This window comes from Acinetobacter dispersus, from assembly GCF_009884975.1.
GTDB classification, from domain to species: domain Bacteria; phylum Pseudomonadota; class Gammaproteobacteria; order Pseudomonadales; family Moraxellaceae; genus Acinetobacter; species Acinetobacter dispersus.
This window is the reverse complement of record NZ_CP041970.1, coordinates 3,321,463-3,338,409: the sequence shown is the minus strand read 5'-3', so window position 1 is coordinate 3,338,409 and position 16,947 is coordinate 3,321,463. Positions and strand designations below refer to the sequence as shown.

Annotated in this window: 15 protein-coding genes and 1 tRNA gene; 5 read left to right on the top strand and 11 right to left on the bottom strand. The window is 37.8% G+C overall.

Annotated features, from left to right (window positions below; translation table 11 throughout):
• The first annotated feature begins 73 nt into the window (after window positions 1–73).
• Entirely contained in the window at window positions 74–832 is a 759-nt protein-coding gene (gene hisF, locus FPL17_RS15360; protein ID WP_004657307.1) for an imidazole glycerol phosphate synthase subunit HisF, read from the top strand.
• Between the two features lie 305 nt (window positions 833–1,137).
• Here the strand turns inward: hisF and FPL17_RS15355 are convergent, their stop codons facing one another.
• Window positions 1,138–1,791: a sterol desaturase family protein gene (locus FPL17_RS15355; RefSeq protein ID WP_005185684.1), complete on the bottom strand. Its 654-nt coding sequence runs from the start codon at window positions 1,789–1,791 to the stop codon at window positions 1,138–1,140.
• A 115-nt stretch (window positions 1,792–1,906) separates the two neighbouring features.
• Here FPL17_RS15355 and FPL17_RS15350 point away from each other — a divergent pair, with 115 nt between their 5' ends.
• Window positions 1,907–2,914, top strand: coding sequence for an AraC family transcriptional regulator (locus FPL17_RS15350; RefSeq protein WP_159886002.1), 1,008 nt, complete (start codon window positions 1,907–1,909; stop codon window positions 2,912–2,914).
• A gap of 175 nt (window positions 2,915–3,089) precedes the next feature.
• Window positions 3,090–3,779, top strand: a complete 690-nt coding sequence (aqpZ, locus tag FPL17_RS15345; protein WP_159886000.1) for an aquaporin Z — start codon at window positions 3,090–3,092, stop codon at window positions 3,777–3,779.
• A 47-nt stretch (window positions 3,780–3,826) separates the two neighbouring features.
• On the opposite strand, the gene FPL17_RS15340 is transcribed toward aqpZ, so the two are convergent.
• The 3 genes from FPL17_RS15340 to FPL17_RS15330 form a co-directional block, all read right to left on the bottom strand.
• A complete protein-coding gene (locus FPL17_RS15340; protein WP_005185690.1) occupies window positions 3,827–4,069 on the bottom strand; it encodes a hypothetical protein in 243 nt (80 codons plus the stop codon).
• Window positions 4,070–4,141: 72 nt separating this feature from the next.
• Window positions 4,142–5,215 carry a DNA/RNA non-specific endonuclease gene (locus FPL17_RS15335; RefSeq protein ID WP_159885998.1) on the bottom strand — a complete coding sequence of 358 codons (1,074 nt, stop codon included), beginning with the start codon at window positions 5,213–5,215 and terminating at the stop codon, window positions 4,142–4,144.
• A 158-nt stretch (window positions 5,216–5,373) separates the two neighbouring features.
• Window positions 5,374–7,254: a potassium transporter Kup gene (locus tag FPL17_RS15330; RefSeq protein WP_004657295.1), complete on the bottom strand. Its 1,881-nt coding sequence runs from the start codon at window positions 7,252–7,254 to the stop codon at window positions 5,374–5,376.
• A gap of 125 nt (window positions 7,255–7,379) precedes the next feature.
• Between FPL17_RS15330 and FPL17_RS15325 the strand changes: the two genes are divergently transcribed.
• Window positions 7,380–7,469, top strand: a tRNA-Ser gene (locus FPL17_RS15325).
• 183 nt (window positions 7,470–7,652) lie between these two features.
• Window positions 7,653–8,825 carry a tyrosine-type recombinase/integrase gene (locus FPL17_RS15320; RefSeq protein WP_159885996.1) on the top strand — a complete coding sequence of 391 codons (1,173 nt, stop codon included), beginning with the start codon at window positions 7,653–7,655 and terminating at the stop codon, window positions 8,823–8,825.
• 138 nt (window positions 8,826–8,963) lie between these two features.
• Here FPL17_RS15320 and FPL17_RS15315 read toward each other — a convergent pair whose 3' ends face one another.
• The 7 genes from FPL17_RS15315 to FPL17_RS15290 form a co-directional block, all read right to left on the bottom strand.
• Complete coding sequence (locus FPL17_RS15315) at window positions 8,964–9,569, bottom strand: hypothetical protein (RefSeq protein WP_228277575.1); 606 nt, start codon at window positions 9,567–9,569, stop codon at window positions 8,964–8,966.
• Between the two features lie 69 nt (window positions 9,570–9,638).
• The gene (locus FPL17_RS15310; RefSeq protein ID WP_159885994.1) at window positions 9,639–10,523 is read right to left on the bottom strand and encodes a DUF4747 family protein; all 885 of its coding nucleotides are present in this window, start codon (window positions 10,521–10,523) and stop codon (window positions 9,639–9,641) included.
• A gap of 75 nt (window positions 10,524–10,598) precedes the next feature.
• Window positions 10,599–10,772 (bottom strand): hypothetical protein, encoded by a 174-nt coding sequence (locus FPL17_RS18815; RefSeq protein ID WP_167515375.1) that lies wholly within the window; start codon window positions 10,770–10,772, stop codon window positions 10,599–10,601.
• A 124-nt stretch (window positions 10,773–10,896) separates the two neighbouring features.
• On the bottom strand, window positions 10,897–11,448 hold the full coding sequence (locus tag FPL17_RS15305; RefSeq protein ID WP_159885992.1) for a helix-turn-helix domain-containing protein: 552 nt from the start codon (window positions 11,446–11,448) through the stop codon (window positions 10,897–10,899).
• Window positions 11,449–11,476: 28 nt separating this feature from the next.
• A complete protein-coding gene (locus FPL17_RS15300; protein WP_159885990.1) occupies window positions 11,477–12,571 on the bottom strand; it encodes an ATP-binding protein in 1,095 nt (364 codons plus the stop codon).
• A 123-nt stretch (window positions 12,572–12,694) separates the two neighbouring features.
• Complete coding sequence (locus tag FPL17_RS15295; protein ID WP_159886884.1) at window positions 12,695–15,832, bottom strand: type I restriction endonuclease subunit R; 3,138 nt, start codon at window positions 15,830–15,832, stop codon at window positions 12,695–12,697.
• On the bottom strand, window positions 15,825–16,946 hold the full coding sequence (locus tag FPL17_RS15290; RefSeq protein ID WP_159885988.1) for an ATP-binding protein: 1,122 nt from the start codon (window positions 16,944–16,946) through the stop codon (window positions 15,825–15,827). The genes FPL17_RS15295 and FPL17_RS15290 overlap by 8 nt, the downstream gene beginning before the upstream one ends.
• Window position 16,947: the final 1 nt, after the last annotated feature.

Genomic DNA, 16,947 nt, shown 5'->3' with positions numbered 1-16,947 from the left:
TTTGATAGAATACCTGTTCCCTCCATGAAGGTGTAGCACCCCTTTCTTTATTGGCGATTTTTTGGAAAATTTTATGCTCGCAAAACGTATTATCCCTTGCTTAGATGTTGATAATGGTCGAGTCGTCAAAGGCGTTCAATTCCTTGATATTCGTGACGCAGGTGACCCTGTTGAAGTCGCCCGTCGTTATAACGAACAAGGTGCCGATGAAATTACCTTTTTAGATATTACTGCTACCCATCATGGACGCGACACCACTTACCGTACCGTAGAACGCATGGCAGAAAGCGTTTTTGTACCCTTAACTGTGGGTGGTGGTGTCCGTAAAGTTGAAGATATCCGTTTATTGTTAAATGCAGGTGCCGATAAAGTCAGTATCAACTCGGCTGCCGTGTTTACTCCTGAGTTTGTCCAAGAAGCTTCACAACGCTTTGGTGCGCAATGCATCGTGGTCGCGATTGATGCGAAAAAAACCGGCGAGAACAAGTGGGAAATTTTTACCCACGGCGGTCGTAAGCCAACAGGCATCGATGCGATTGAATGGGCGGTGAAAATGGCCGACTTCGGTGCAGGCGAACTGCTGATTACCAGTATGGATGCCGATGGCACCAAAGCAGGTTATGACATTGCCTTGATGCGTCAGATCAATGATCGCGTCAATATCCCGACCATCGCTTCAGGTGGTGTAGGCAACTTACAGCATTTGGCCGATGGCATCTTAAAAGGCGGTGCAGATGCTGTACTTGCTGCTTCTATTTTCCACTTTGGCCAACACACCATTCCAGAAGCAAAACAATATCTTGCCGCACAAGGCATTGAGATGCGTCTTTAATTAGATGAGCCATAAAAAACCTCTCGGGCGAAAGGTTTTTTTATTTAAAAATAGCTGTATACAGATAAAAAAATACCTTGCTGAGCAAGGTATGGAAACTGCGTTATACAACGCTAGAGGGTAAGCACAATATCATTATTTTGAACAAATTCTGAGCATTTAAAATGCTTGAGCTAAATTAGCGAGAAAAAGAGTAAAGATATTGACATTAAAAACCAATTTTATTGACAATTCACGACATACCTCTATTTTTATCGTCATGATTTGTCAATAAAAGCCTGCTCAGCCCACTAGATCAATCGAATTTAGGCCACCGATTCTTGCGATTGTTTTTGCGGTTGCTCAGCTACAGGTGCTTCCACCAATTTTGGTTTTTGCTCGACCCATTTTGCAGGAAAAACGGATTCAATCGCTTGCGTCAATGCTTTAGACAAAGCTGCTGGCAATGCAATACCTAATGGATTAGCCTCTTTTAAATCCGCAGAAGACACCACACGGGTACCCATCACATAATCAAACCATGGACGCGTCACACACCAGTTGGCATCTTGGTTTGAATTCATATGATGATCATAATGCCAAGGAATGGTTCGTTTTGCCCAATCTGGCTCTAAGTGTGCACGACGATGTACATAATAATAGTTGCCTGCACTATACAGTGCTGCCAAAGACATGCCTTTTGAAATTGGATAAAACGCCACACTGGCAACGCCTGCCACGACAGCCAATGACATGATTTCATTACGGGTACGCCAATGCTCCACGCCCTCAACATAGCAATCATCCGAAAACTGCTGTTTACGTACTTCACGATGATGCGCCCAGTGCGATTCCATGCTTTTCGGTACAGGGCTATAACGTGGCTGCCCCGGACGATGTACCCCATGCAAAATGTATTTATGTGCAAACCATTCAAAGGCATTTGCAACAGCCAAACCTGCGATAAAACCCTTAATCATGGTTTTCTCCAAATGTTTCCTTATTTTTATTAAAGATATAAATTTTTGTAGGCGAAGTATTGACGATACGATATATTTATATTGACAAAACACGACAAGATAAGGAGTGGACAGGATGTCTCAACTCAAGAACTATACAGGCTCTGTTTTTGGTGGTTTGGGGCATTTATTAAAAGCATATTGCGAAGCAGAGAACATCCATATTCCTGAACAATTACAACAGGTTCAAAACCTAGAGCGCTTTGATTATGTGATTTGGCGAGATTTGCTAGAAGATCTAAACCGACTGCATCCGAAGAGTGGTCTAGGCTTGGAAATCGCAGCATATGTACAACCCAAACACTTAGGTATCATTGCCTATCTGGCTTTATCCTGTGAAAACCTCGGTGAAGCTTTGGCACGCTATCATGATTTTCATCGCCTGATTTATGATGGCAGCCCCTTAGTGGTTGAATTTAATCCTCCCTATGCGTCAATTCGTTGGGAAGCTCCTGAACCACATCCGACCCAACTGACCGATGAAATTGCAATTGCCCTGATGGTACAGTTCCTTAAACTGTTTATGTCGGGTGACACGATTCATTTGCATGAAGTGCATTTCGTTAACGCCGCGCCAAAAAACATCAGCATTTATGAGCAGTATTTTCATTGTAAAGTCCGTTTTGAACAACCCAAAACCCAACTGTTATTACCAGTCAGCGAAGCTTTTAAGCCACTGCGAACAGGTGATCACACCCTACAGCAATTGCTGTTACAGCAAGCCCAAGCCTTGCTAGATAAACTGCCTAATTCGACTCAACTGGATCAACGGCTACAACATGCCATTTTGACAGGTCTACAAAAAAACCAATATCAAATCGATTTTATCGCCGAAAAACTTGGCCTTTCTGTGCGTCAATTACAGCGTCATTTACAACAACAGAACACCACCTTTCAGGAGCGGGTGCAGCAAGTACGTTTTATGCTGGCGACCGAATATTTAAAAGATCCTCATCTGAGTTTGCAAGAAATCGCACTGCTACTCTGTTATTCTGAACAAAGTGCTTTTCAGCGAGCTTTTAAGATTTGGACGGGGCAAACCCCGCAACAGTGGCGAAACAACAACATAACTTACAATTCGTAATAAAAATACTGACGAACTAACGGTTTCGCAACTGATCGATTTTTTTGCCCGTTTTATATAAGAGCCTATATACCTATGTGAATTAGTTCACAATTTTTTCACGCAGGTTAAACATATCCATAATAAATTTTGGATGCTTGCTTTTTTATTTTTTATAACTGATGTGGTGATAACAATGAACAAATATTTAGCAGAATTTTTGGGAACCTTTTGGCTTGTTTTTGGTGGTTGTGGTAGTGCTGTGCTTGCAGCTGCATTTCCAGAACTTGGCATTGGCTTCTTAGGTGTTGCATTAGCGTTTGGTTTAACTGTTTTGACAGGTGCTTACGCTTTCGGTCATATTTCTGGTGGTCACTTTAACCCAGCTGTCAGTGTTGGTTTATGGGTAGGTGGACGTTTTGACTCTAAAGATTTAGTCCCTTATATCGTGTCTCAAGTGATTGGTGGTGCGCTTGCAGCATTCGTGCTGTACATCATCGTACAAGGTCAAGCTGGTTTTGCTGGTACTGGCGGTTTCGCAAGCAATGGTTATGGTGAACTCTCTCCAAACCATTTCTCTGTTGCGTCAGCATTCTTGATTGAAGTTGTTTTAACTGCATTCTTCTTAATCGTGATTATGGGAGCAACGGATCGTCGTGCACCTGCTGGTTTTGCGCCAATTGCAATCGGTTTAGCTTTAACATTGATCCACTTGATCAGTATTCCAGTCACCAACACATCTGTTAACCCTGCACGTAGTACGGCAGTTGCGTTATTTGCTGAGACCGCAGCAATCAGCCAACTTTGGTTGTTCTGGGTTGCACCAATCATCGGTGCCATCATTGGTGCAGTGATCTACAAATTCGTGGGCAGCGAGAAAGACTAAGCACGATACATCCCATAAAAAACCAGCCGTTAGAGGCTGGTTTTTATTTATAAGAATGGATTCTCAATGTCCTGCTCAGGCTTTCTATCAATCTGTTCAGGAAGTTGTTCTTTCTCCAAAGCGGCAACCACATCATTAATAAAGCTTTGCAATGCCTTTGCCGTTTTCAGCCCTGCCTGATCTTTGGTAATCTGTAAATTGCCATATAAGCTCACGCAATCGACCTGATTTTCCAAAGTCAGATCATAAATTGCTGAAGATTCATCACCCTGTTCAAAAGGCTTAAACATCTTTTTTCTCTCATTGTTGTTGTCTATCCCACAACATGATCCATGCAGGATGACTTTGCAAGATGTTCTACATTATCTCAACATTTGTAAGAAATACTGCAGCAATGCATTTACCAATTGATTGATCAAGGCTTGTTTGGTCTCTTCATCAATTTGTGGGAATTTGCTTTCTGCGGCCTCGGTTTGCTGTGAAGTAAATTCACGTTGCTGCACTTGAATGGCATCCGTTTTAGCTTCTTCTGCACACTGACTCTGTCCATCCCAATGCGAATAACTGATGTCTTTATTCGGCTTTACTTGTACTGCAGAAAGTGGCAATTGATAAACATTACGCTTCTGTTGTTCCGTCAATTGAGGGAACAAGTTGATGCCAAGTTTCTCTTCCAAATAGCAAACACTGACCACTTTGACCTGCTGAGAATTATTATTTGGCGCATAGTAAGCACCAATAATCCCTTGCTTGGGTAAATACACCGCTTTATATACCGCAGTCGGCACAATCACGCCCTTACCAATGGTTTTCAGGCGTTTACCTTCAAATACTGGCCCTGTCAGTACATAGGCATCTTTATGTTGTTTGGTCACAACTGAACGTACCGCTTCTTCTAACTTACGCCAAACTTCCTGATTATTTTTAGGTGCTTGCGGAACCATATTGGCTAAAGAAAAGCTGTCATACTGTGCCGCAGTATTATTCATATCACCATTGGGTGCCATATGCCCACGGTCATAGCCCGAGCCACGATAGTCAGATAACAACGCACGATGTGCAAGTTTGACCCGTGTTTCTTCGTGGAAATTATCTTCACGTTTAATTTTGATGCTTAAGCGTTCAGGCGTCAGATATTCTGCTGTCCATAATGGGGTCTTGGAAATACCTGAATACATCACATTAAAATCATTAAAGCACAAGGCATAGCTGTCTTTTTTCAGACTGTCTTTGCTTAATAACGGTGGAACATCACGATAAAATTGCTTTAAACAAGCACCATTACTGGATTGAAATGGCATCAACTTCGAAATTTTTTCACTACCAAATGCGATCGCAAAACTTCCTGTCGCGACCAAAGCCAACACCATCTTTCCAATATTTTGGCTCAAAAAAGCAAATGGTGTTTTACTCTTTCGAGTTGGTCTCTTTGCCATAACTACATCAAAATCAATATGAACGCGCAGCTTAACAACTCAAAAGCCCTGTGTATATTGAGTTTCAGCCCAGAGCGACACTTTATGTCGCAAATCTGTACACTTGATCTACAGACAATAAAAAAGGCACGCTCAGGTGCCTTTTTTATACGTTTTTCTTAAATTTCGATCTGACTGCCTAACTCCACCACACGGTTGGTTGGAATCTGATAGAAGTCACTGACAGGACTGGTATTACGCTGCATCGAGATGAATAACTTTTCACGCCATGGTGACATGCCATCACCCACGGTATGCACGATACGATCACGTGAAATGAAGAAACTCATTTGCATCATATCGAATTCAAAACCAAGCTCCTTATAGGCTTGTTCTAATGCATTTGGTACATTCGGCTGATCTTTAAATCCGTAGTACATATAAATTCGATAAAAATGCTCATCCAGTTTTTCAACTTTTAAGCGATCTGCTTCAGCTACATACGGAATATCTTGAGTATAGACCGTGACCATCACATTACGTTCATGCAGCACTTTATTGTGCTTGATGTTGTGTAACATCGCATGCGGCACAATATTCGGTGTACCTGTTAAGAAAATCGCTTCGCCTGGTACGAAATGGGTTTCTTTGCTCATACCAATACTTTTGATAAACAATTCAATTGGCAAAGCATTGGTTTCCATACGATTATAGACAATTTCTCGACCACGCTTCCACGTCATCAAAATGGTATATACCACCACACCAATCAAGATCGGCACCCAACCGCCTGAGAGGATTTTCAATGAGGTTGAACCCACAAAAATTAAATCAATAATCAGGAATGGCACCGCAAATAACGCCACTTTCCACAATGGCCAACGCCACACCCCATAGGCCAAAGTCGAGATTAAAATCGTTCCGCAGAGCATGGTCATCGTTACCGCTACACCGTAAGCACTTGCCAATTCTGCACTGCTTTCAAACAGTAAAATCAAGATCACTACCGAGATAAACAGCACCCAGTTAATAAAAGGCAAATAAATCTGACCTTGTTCTACATCCGAGGTATGGTGCACGGTTAAGCGCGGTAAATAGCGTAATTGAATGGCTTGATTCGCCATCGAAAATACACCTGTGATTACTGCTTGCGAGGCAATCACTGCTGCTGCAGTTGCCAAGCCAATCATTGGGAATAAAGCCCAATCTGGTACTAATAAATAGAACGGGTTTTCAATGGCTTTGGCATCGCGTAATAGCAATGCACCTTGACCTGCATAATTCAGCAATAAACATGGTAACACCACCAAGAACCACGCCAGTTTAATTGGCACGCGCCCAAAATGTCCCATGTCTGCATACAACGCCTCACCACCGGTCATGGTCAGAATCACCGCACCCATCGTGATAAAAGCAACTGTCGGTTGATCAAAGACAAAATGGAACGCCCAATACGGATTGACCATCATCAAGACATAAGGCGTCTGGATAATGCTCCAGAGGCCAATCAGACCAATAGATGCAAACCATAACAGTGTAATCGGACCAAAGAATTTCCCCATAGTGGCGGTACCATGCCGCTGCACCATAAATAATGCCGTGAGGATACCTAAAGCAATCGGAACCAACCAACGATCTAAAGCAGGCGTCACCAGACTCAAACCTTCAATCGCAGACAGTACTGAAATTGCGGGGGTAATGATCCCATCACCAAAGAACAGTGATGCTCCGATAAAGCCCAATGCAATCAGAAAGATTTTATTTTTATTACTAAAAACCGAGGAACGCAGGTTGAGTGCGAGCAGTGACATGATCCCACCTTCGCCATTGTTGTCCGCACGCATGATCATTGAGACATACTTAAAACTAATCGTTAGGTTCATACACCAGAAGATCAGCGAGAGAATACCTAAAATCGAACCTTCACTGATATCAACATGTCCTGTGACAAAGCATTGCCGTATTGCATAGAGTGGGCTGGTTCCAATGTCTCCAAATACCACCCCTAATGCTGCCAGCGTCATCGCGGGCAATGCGGCTTTTTTTGCAGTACTTTGCATATGATGTTGTCTTCAAAATTGAACGTTATATGGCGCAATATTATCACTAGCCAAAAAGTTTTTCTGCAAATCTGTTCGACTACAACTTGGCAGCGTGCATTTTTTTGGGTACTATCGCACACCTTGGTGAGGTGTCCGAGTGGCTGAAGGAGCACGCCTGGAAAGTGTGTATACGTTTGCGCGTATCGAGGGTTCGAATCCCTCTCTCACCGCCAAGTTTACTTTCTATAATATCTCATATAGTCCTAAAAGCTTAAATCCAAAGGGTTTAGGCTTTTTTTATTGCCTTATGTTTTCCAACTGACCCTATTGAATCCTGAGATAGTTGGGGGTATAACTGGGGGTATAATAAATTATCCCCATTTTTATACCCCCAAATTTCTACGGGAAGCGTTGCAATGCTTACAGATGCTCAGGTCAGAAAGATCAAACCTGCTGAAAAGAAAACCAAATATTCTGATGAAAAAGGCATGTATCTGGAAGTCACACCGTCAGGTGGTATGCATTGGCGTATGAAATTTCGCTTTCAGGGCAAAGAAAATATTTTCAGTATTGGTACATACCCTGATACTACACTTGCCCAAGCGAGAAGAATCCGTGATGAAGCTCGTTTAAAATTAAAAGATGGCATTAATCCCAATGAAGCAAAAAAACAAAAAAAATTGCAGGTCGATGAAAGCACGCTTTTCAGAGCGCTTGCAATGGAATGGATGAGAGACCGTAAAGCAGTCATTAAAGAAACGACTTATTTACGTGATTTGTCGGTATTTGAAAAAGATCTCTTCCCTGCTCTAGGCGATATGCCTATTGACCAAATTAAAGGGAAAGACGTTCTTGCCTGTGCAAAAAAAATTGAAGAACGTGGTGCGCTGGAAATGGCAAAACGTTCTATCCCTTTAGCTGGTCGTATTTTCCGCTTTGCGATTCGTAAAGGTATTATTGAGAATGATCCTACCCCACACTTAGGAGAAGCGCTTAAACCACGTAAAGTCAAGAATATGGCTCGTTTGGATATTTCAGAGTTTCCTGCCTTTCTTGAACGTATGGATCGCTACCACGGCAACCTTATCATTCGATCTGCCTTACAGCTCATGACTCTGACTTTTGTTAGAACGGCAGAGCTGAGAATGATGGAGTGGAATGAGATTGATTATGAGAATCGTTTATGGCGTATTCCAGCACACAAAATGAAAATGGCTATGCCTCATATAGTGCCTTTATCAAAACAAGCTTTGGAGATGCTAGAAAGGGTTCAACCGATTACAGGTATAAAACAGTATGTTTTTTATAACTACAGTACCGCGAAGCCAATCAGTAGTAATGCCCTTTTATGCGCGATTCGCACAATGGGTTATAACGGCAAAATGACTGGTCATGGATTTCGTGGGCTAGCATCTACTACCTTACATGAGCAAGGCTATATGCATGATGCGATTGAAATTCAATTGGCACATCGGGTTGGGAATGCCGTTTCTCAGGCTTATAACCATGCTCAACACTTAGACTATCGCATCAAAATGATGCAAGAATGGTCTGATTTCATTGATGGGTTGAGGGATAAGAAATCGTAGTCTATGAACTATTCAAAAAATAAAAAACTTCTTCACTCGCCAGCAATATTAATGCAAAATAGGATGCAACATTGATTCTAAATATCTTTTAAATTTCATATTCTAGGATTAAACTATTTTCAAATTCATCTTTACTTATTACCATTTTTTATCTTTGATCAAAGATACTAAAACCTCATTATTAATAAATTTCATTGCTGCAACCACAGCTACTCCAACCCCAATAATTAATGAAGCCCATTGTGCAAACAGATATGTATTTGCATCAACCAATATTAAATTCCAGCTTAATTTATTAAACAACAGCACTAGTAAGCTATTAGAAATAATAATTGGTACTGAAGAAAAATACAAAATAAAGTACCAGAATGGTCTAAATTTTACTGTCTTCAAAGTTTTTTTAGCTACAAAGACCTCTTCACCATTCAATACTTCAATAGAAACTTTTTTTCTAATCTTTTGCAGATTGTTTATCATAACAAAGAGAGCATCAGGAAATTTTGATTTAATAATATCTATATCTCTAAATCCTAACTTATCTGTGCCAGCCAAAGCTTGTGCAAAGGCACTTTTTTCATGGTCTTTAATTCCTTTTCGACTACATTCTTCTTCATATCTTTTTACAGATACAGCCCTATCAGAATAAAATTTTGCATTATGAGTAAAACGTTTTCTACTATCCAACCAAGATAAAATCGGATAAATAAAGATAATCAGTGGCAAATATTTTAAGACCAAATCCAATTGAATCCCCCTAAACTAAATTGAAAAATAATAGTTTGAGAAACATCCTTGCTTCCCATATAGCTTAAGTTATCCATTTTTAATATTACTAGCTATTTCCAAACCTTTTGACTGAATCAAAGTTGATTGATTCATTAAATCAGGATCGTATTGCACTCTTTCAATCAAAGGATAAGATACAGCTGTACTTTTGTCTTCGATAAGCTCCTCTTCATTTTCAACTTTATACTCTACAACCCCATATTCCGTTGCAATTTTGACTAAATCTTTTACTCTTTGATTTAAAGATAAAAAGCCATTTTTACTAGCAACAAATGTCTGCATATATACATCAACGTTTTGCTCTTCCATTTCGGAAAGAATCTGTCTTTCTAAGTCTGTAAGATTCTCTACATATGGTTTTTCAATGCTCAGATGAATCTTCTTAAGCTGTTTACACTGAATTATTTTTTCAGCCGTAATTAGCTCTGGGATAGTACTTACTACAATTCGCCCAAATTTAGCCTGTAATTTTTCAGTGACTAATAGACTTCTTAAAAAATCTTCAAGAATTCCAACGCTAATTTCATTTTCTGGGTCTTTTACTTCACACACTAATTTTTGATGTAAAGGATAAAAAACAAATTTGAAAAACCGTGGATTAGCTTTTAGATTTGGTGGAATATAGCTTTCACCAACATTCTGATTTTTATGCCTTTCATCCTTTTCCTCATCATACCAGTCACTTGTTAGACCATTACTTCTAAAAATTTCACCAGTAAACCCATTCACTGAATTGTCTTCATTAATTGGTTTTATTGAACGAAGTTTTAGATAGTTATTCCGTGTTAAAGGAATCTCTCGATAGTTCTTCTTAAGCTCTTCAAAAAGAGCTACATAGGTTTCAGGTGTTACCCCTTCTTTCAGTAGTTTGATATCTACAACAGCATAGTTAACCGTTCGCTTACGGGCCATTTCAAGAACCTCTAAATAAAAAATTAATTGATTTAGTCAATGGCTTCGGAAAACCATTGACCACAAACGGACTGTTTACTTTTCCTTCCGAACACCTTTAAAAGGTGTTTTTTCAGATGTTTTAACATCCATAAAGCGTCCAGTATCGGTGTCTCGTTTAACCCAATGACCACTTGGAGTTTGTGTTTGAGAACGGTCACGAACCATTCCATTACGATGCCCATCACCTGATGGAGAATTTGTAGCCATAGTTTAATCCTATTTTCTGGTTAAATTAATCTGATTAATCAGGTTATTTCAAAAAGGGCTTATCGCCCTTTTGAGTAATATAACCCAATAAATCTGATTAAGTCAATCAGTTTAATCAGATTATTTAATCTTTTATTGCTCGATAAACGAACTCATGGCCTCCAGAGGAAGCTGTTTCTTTTTCACCTAAAATATAACCTTGATTAAAAAGCTTTTTTAGCTTCATGCTTGCATTAGGAATGGAAACGTCAAAATGATTTGCAATTAAAGAAGTAGTGACTCTAGGCTGTTCATAGATAAAGTCTAACAATTCTTGTGTTGATGAATTAACTTTTGGCCCTATCCAAAACTTCTTACTTTCATGGTGGATTAATAAAGGTTGCTCTTTAGCCTCTGCACCATATTGCCAATTATCTATCAAATCCTTATTCTTAAAATTTGTTAAATAAAAGGCTTTTTCCCCACGTAAATTTTTTGCTAAAGATACAATGCTTTCTCTTGGGAAAGAAGCATCCGTAGCATCAACACCAGCTAGAGATATTTCAAATATTGATATTTGAGGATTGTTATCAATATCATTCAACAGGGCTTGGTAAACTTCTCGACCTTCTTGATTACCTATAGCTATAGGCTCTTCAAGAAAATCTCTGAGTTTAATTAAATTGGATTTCTTCATCTGTTAAATTTAACCTAATTAATCAGAATCAGTCAATAAAAAAATCGAAGCATATATGTGTCCCTTGCACAAGGGTTAAGCCTTTAGAAATCGTATAATTTACGAGCAAACCATTTCTGTACATTAACTGAATATTAAATGTTTCTAAACGAATACTTAAATCTGCATCAAATTTTGCTGCTTGCTCTCTACTACTCTTAAACCCCAATCCTCTACCACTTTCCTTACCATGCCTTGTAATATTTCCTTTCGAAAACACTTCAAAGACTAAGCCAATATCGCTCTCTTCACCATCGTCTGGAAATTTTGCATACAGATCAGGGTAATTATTTTCCAGTGTTTGTCTTAATGTTTTTACAACACCGAGACCGCTATCTGAAATGACTGTTTGAATATGTTTTGGTTTATGGGTTGGCATATAAGTTTGAAGAGCTGCAAAACCATCTAAATTTGATTCACTGTGCTCACTAATATTACCAATAAACTCAGAAAAAATTGTTAGAGCAACTAAATCATATTCATTAGAAGTCTTACTAACGAAACTTGAATGAAGATTTAATATTAAAGGCTTATTTTTACTTACTGGAGAAATAGAGCCGAATTCTACTAGCGAAACAGTATTACCTTTAAATAAAGTAGCAGTTGAAGACTTTGGTTTTTTGGGTAAAACTTTTACTCCATCTAATAGTAGGTCAAAAAAACCTGCTCTATTCAAGTAACCAATTGAAGCTTTGCAATTCCCAAGATCAATAACTACCCTAACCCCATGATTATAAAGTTGATTAGATAATGCAAGAAATCTTGCTATTGATTCTAACAAGAATTTAGTTTCTGGCTCAAATACAAATTGAACTATGTTCTTTGCATTAAATAGATTGGAATACCCTTTGAGAATGAGCTCATATTTTTCAGCATTAATCCAACCTGATGGAAATATAATTACTGTATTTTGTTCTTTATTTTTCCATTTGTAATTTTCATCTTGCTGAAATTTATCTCTATTTCTATCAAGAAATGCATTTACTACTTGTCTATCCTTACTAATTTTTTTAGCAATTTCTCGACCTTTTAAATTCGGATATTTTGACAAAACATTAAAAATTAAATTTTGTAAATCATCCAAACCTTTCTCTCCCTATTCATGTGCTGAGTGCAAAAAATAATATTTACAGAATAAGTTATTAATAATAAAAGGACTCTATAAGATTTACAACCTATAGAGTCCTTTATATGAGACTAAATGGAATTAAATATTTCCACCTACACCTTTAAATTTTTCAACTAATATGGCAATTTTTTGAAAAACACTTTGTTTCTTTGTCAAATACTGCGGATTTAATGGACTCATCTTTGGCAGAACTGCATTAAGCTCAGTACCATTTTCACTAGCAAACTCCCTCTTCAATGAACTCATGATGTAACGTTTTGCTGCATCCTCATTCAAATTTTCATCAGTTATTAATTCCTGCACTTCACGCTGTTGTTCTAATTGCGCAAAAATGAAAAAGGCATCTATCACACTAGCTTTATCATCAATCGTGTCTAAATCAGTATGATTAATAAAATCGACTATTAAGCTTTCTTTAGCTCGATTGCCTAAGCTAGCACGAATCACTCTTCGCATATCTTCAACCAAGGTTGCCTTATCTTTCACTTTCTTATTATTCTCAAAGATTAGCTCTAAAATGTAATCTAGGTTAATTTCTTGCGACTTCAATAAGTCAACTTCAAAAACTACATCCCCCCAATCAATATTCGATTTTTCTTTTTGCTCAGCTGATTTTTCTCTACGTAACCAATCACGAATATCATTATAACTAGATCGATAATCTTGAATTTTTCGCTCAGCTGGCATATGAATCGTTTGCAGTTTGGCTAAGTCTTCATCACTTAAGTAATGCTTATTCTTGAATGTTTCTACTGCCTCAGAATCACTCAATTCCAAGTTTTGCAAATCTTTTAAACTCGCGAATTCATCATAGTTTTGCAGAACATTTTCTACACGTAAATATTCACCAAATAATTTAGCAAAAGCTTTTTTATCCGATTCTTTAAAAATTTCATCAGGATGTGGAAACCGTTGCTCTAGCTCCCTCACAACATCGACAAAACCACGCCGTGCCTCACCAGTCAATATATCAGTAAAGCCCTCCATATATTCTTTATAGCTTTTTTCTAAAACTACATTCTTAGTATTACTATTACCAAATAAAGTAATAGCATCGATCGTCACTCGCTCTAAATCACGGAAAGTAACGATATTACCAAATGTTTTGGTTCCATCATAAATACGATTAGTACGAGAATAAGCCTGTATCAAACCGTGATAGCGTAAGTTTTTATCTACAAATAAAGTGTTGAGTGTAGGTGCATCAAAACCAGTAAGAAACATACCCACCACGATTAGGAGATCAACTGTTTCATCCGCAGATAGTTTTTTCCCGTAGGAATCTTCACCTTTTACACGCATAGCTAAATCACGGTAATAGTTTTGAAATCCTTTACTATCAACACTAAAATTCGTTTTAAATAATACGTTATAATCTGCAACAGCCGAACTTAAAAATTCTTTAGCACTGCTATTCATTGCTGAAACATCAAAACTTTCGTCCTGAATATCACCAACTGCATCTTGTTCCTCATTGGCAGCAAATGAAAAAATAGTTGCTATCTTTAAAGACTTATCACTACTTTCCTGCAAATGTTTAAGTGCTTCATAATACAATTTTGCAGCATCGACACTACTCACAGCAAACATGGCATTGAAGCCCTTACTACTCGCTTGTAAACGATGCGTTTTTTGACGAAAATTATTTAAGATGTACTGACTAATCTCTCGAATACGATCTGGATGTAATAAAGCTTGTTTATTCTCATACGCACTCAGCTTTCTCTCATCTTGCTCGGTTTCTATGGGTTTAAATTGTGGACGTACATCATTATAGTCCACCTTAAACTTTAATACTTTCTCATCACGAATTGCATCTGTAATCACATACGAATGCAACTCCCGACCAAAAACGCTTGCTGTATCTTCCGCCCCCAAGGCATTCTTTCCAGCAAAAATAGGCGTACCTGTGAAGCCAAATTGATAAAACTTTTTGAATTTTTTCTTTAAGTTTTTCTGTGCCTCACCAAACTGACTACGATGACATTCATCAAAAATAAAGACTACTTGCTTGTAATAGATAGGCAAGTCACTTTCGGTTTTCATTAAGTTGTTTAGTTTTTGGATAGTGGTAACAATAATTTTATTATCATCTTTATCTAAATTTCGTTTTAAGCCTGCGGTGCTATCAGAACCATTAACACTATCAGGCGAAAAACGTTGATACTCCTTCATCGTCTGATAATCGAGATCTTTACGATCCACCACAAAGAATACTTTATCAATATAATCCAGCTCAGTCGCCAAACGTGCGGCTTTGAAGCTGGTCAATGTTTTACCTGAACCGGTGGTATGCCAAATAAAGCCACCACTTTCCGTTTTGCTCCAGTTTTTAGTTTCAAACGAACTTTTGACTTTCCACAAGATACGTTCAGTTGCTGCGATCTGATAAGGACGCATTACGAGTAAAGTATCGCTTACATCAAATACAGAATAATTGAGCAGCACATTGAGCAATGTGTTTTTTTGGAAAAAAGTTGCTGCAAAGTCCTTTAAATCTTTGATTAGGTTGTTATCTGACTTCGCCCAATTCATTGTAAAATCAAAGGTATTTTTATTACGTGCAGTTGTATTGGCAAAATATCGTGTATCTGTACCATTAGAAATGACAAACAACTGTAAGTACTTATAAAGAGAGTTTTCGCTATTGAAGCTTTCTTTGCTGTAACGATGTACTTGATTAAAGGCTTCTCTTATAGCAATACCACGTTTTTTTAGCTCAATCTGCACTAAGGGTAAGCCATTGACCAAAATAGTCACATCGTAACGATTAGCATGACTGCCCTTTTGCTCAAACTGTTTGATCACCTGTACTTTATTACGAGCAATATTCTTTTTATCTAATAAATAGATATTTTGAATACGACCATCGTCAAAGACGAAATCATGAATATAGTTATCGTGAATTTTTCTTGTTTTATCTACAATGCTGTCGCTTGGTTTATCTAAATAAGTTTCTACAAAACGTGACCATTCATCATCAGAAAACTTTACATTATTGAGAGCCTGTAACTGTACTCGCACATTTGCAAACATGGCTTTAGCACTGTTTAATGCGTGCAGAAATTCATAGCCTTGATTAACTAAATCCTGTATAAGTTCACGCTCTAGATCACTTTCGCTTTGATAACTATCTGTGACTTGCCAATCTTTGCTGTATTTATCTAAGACAATAAAATTGTTTGATTCAACGATGGGTTTAGTATTATCAACCATTTGTTTCCCCTTGTTGCCAATAGCCATATTCATTTAAATTTCGCAGCAGAAGACCTACCATTTCTTTCTCAGGTGGTGTTGGCTCCGCAATTTCTTCATTGGATAATGTATTGTGAGGATAAAAATTCATAATACGACTAGCATAAGCTTTCTTATCTCCAGGCAATAAATCAGACCATCCTTGATACCCTAAAAAATTGGCAGTTTTTTCATATAAATTACGGAGCAGTGCAAAGTGATAACGCTGTACATTATTGCTTTCTATCGCTTGCTCAATGATTTTTTTAATATGCAAATGATAGGAAAAGCTTTTATTTGAATCACCTTTTTTCTCTTCAATTTCAAATGTTCCATCGTCAAAACGGCTTAGAACATATCCACTCTTAGCGCTAACTTCATTATAAATAACATTATAAAATAATGGATTATGCGTAGAAATAATGAATTTAACATTAGAAGAACTCGACTTAATTAATTGTCCTAGATTTACAGCTAATTGTATAAGATGATTTTCATCCAAAGAGCTTACAGGATCATCAATGAAAATATATTCAAGTTGATCAAATTTATCAGTTTCTCTATCTGTAATTTCAACAACATTTAGAATTGTAATGACTTGATCTAAAAGTGTATAAAAAACACTCCAAATAAAATTACTTTCTTCCCCTTTAGATATTTTCAAATTGCCTAATTGTTCATCATCACCACGCTCAAGAGAAAAAGTAACTTCAGTAAAATCCGCACTGAAATTTGGTGTCAATTTATCGTTTGTATAATGCTGAAAATATCTAATAATATTCCCATCTTGTCCTAAATCTTTCAGCAGTGTAAGTAACCATCCTGTATACGTATTCGGCTGTATTTTGAGTTTAGGCTCCAAATCCTCTTCTAAATCATTATTCCAATAAAACAAATCTTCAGTAAAAGCGTTGTAGTACAAAACTTTTTGACGTGGAAGATTATTTTCATCACCGTCTTGATTTTTAGGAGCAATTAAATTTTTGAACTCTCTCGATAGACGTGTTTTACCCGTGCCATTAAAGGCATAAATCAATTGTACTTTCTTTTGAGAATCTTTAAGTTGTTGGGCTATTTCAGATAGTGTCTTACTCATT

Coding starts and splice junctions, on each gene's coding strand:
- FPL17_RS15330 (WP_004657295.1), bottom strand. CDS start 7,254: ATGCAAAGTACTGCAAAAAAAGCCGCATTGCCCGCGATGACGCTGGCA.
- aqpZ (WP_159886000.1), top strand. CDS start 3,090: ATGAACAAATATTTAGCAGAATTTTTGGGAACCTTTTGGCTTGTTTTT.
- hisF (WP_004657307.1), top strand. CDS start 74: ATGCTCGCAAAACGTATTATCCCTTGCTTAGATGTTGATAATGGTCGA.
- FPL17_RS15290 (WP_159885988.1), bottom strand. CDS start 16,946: ATGAGTAAGACACTATCTGAAATAGCCCAACAACTTAAAGATTCTCAA.
- FPL17_RS15355 (WP_005185684.1), bottom strand. CDS start 1,791: ATGATTAAGGGTTTTATCGCAGGTTTGGCTGTTGCAAATGCCTTTGAA.
- FPL17_RS15320 (WP_159885996.1), top strand. CDS start 7,653: ATGCTTACAGATGCTCAGGTCAGAAAGATCAAACCTGCTGAAAAGAAA.
- FPL17_RS18815 (WP_167515375.1), bottom strand. CDS start 10,772: ATGGCTACAAATTCTCCATCAGGTGATGGGCATCGTAATGGAATGGTT.
- FPL17_RS15350 (WP_159886002.1), top strand. CDS start 1,907: ATGTCTCAACTCAAGAACTATACAGGCTCTGTTTTTGGTGGTTTGGGG.
- FPL17_RS15310 (WP_159885994.1), bottom strand. CDS start 10,523: ATGGCCCGTAAGCGAACGGTTAACTATGCTGTTGTAGATATCAAACTA.
- FPL17_RS15305 (WP_159885992.1), bottom strand. CDS start 11,448: ATGAAGAAATCCAATTTAATTAAACTCAGAGATTTTCTTGAAGAGCCT.
- FPL17_RS15295 (WP_159886884.1), bottom strand. CDS start 15,832: ATGGTTGATAATACTAAACCCATCGTTGAATCAAACAATTTTATTGTC.
- FPL17_RS15335 (WP_159885998.1), bottom strand. CDS start 5,215: ATGGCAAAGAGACCAACTCGAAAGAGTAAAACACCATTTGCTTTTTTG.
- FPL17_RS15340 (WP_005185690.1), bottom strand. CDS start 4,069: ATGTTTAAGCCTTTTGAACAGGGTGATGAATCTTCAGCAATTTATGAT.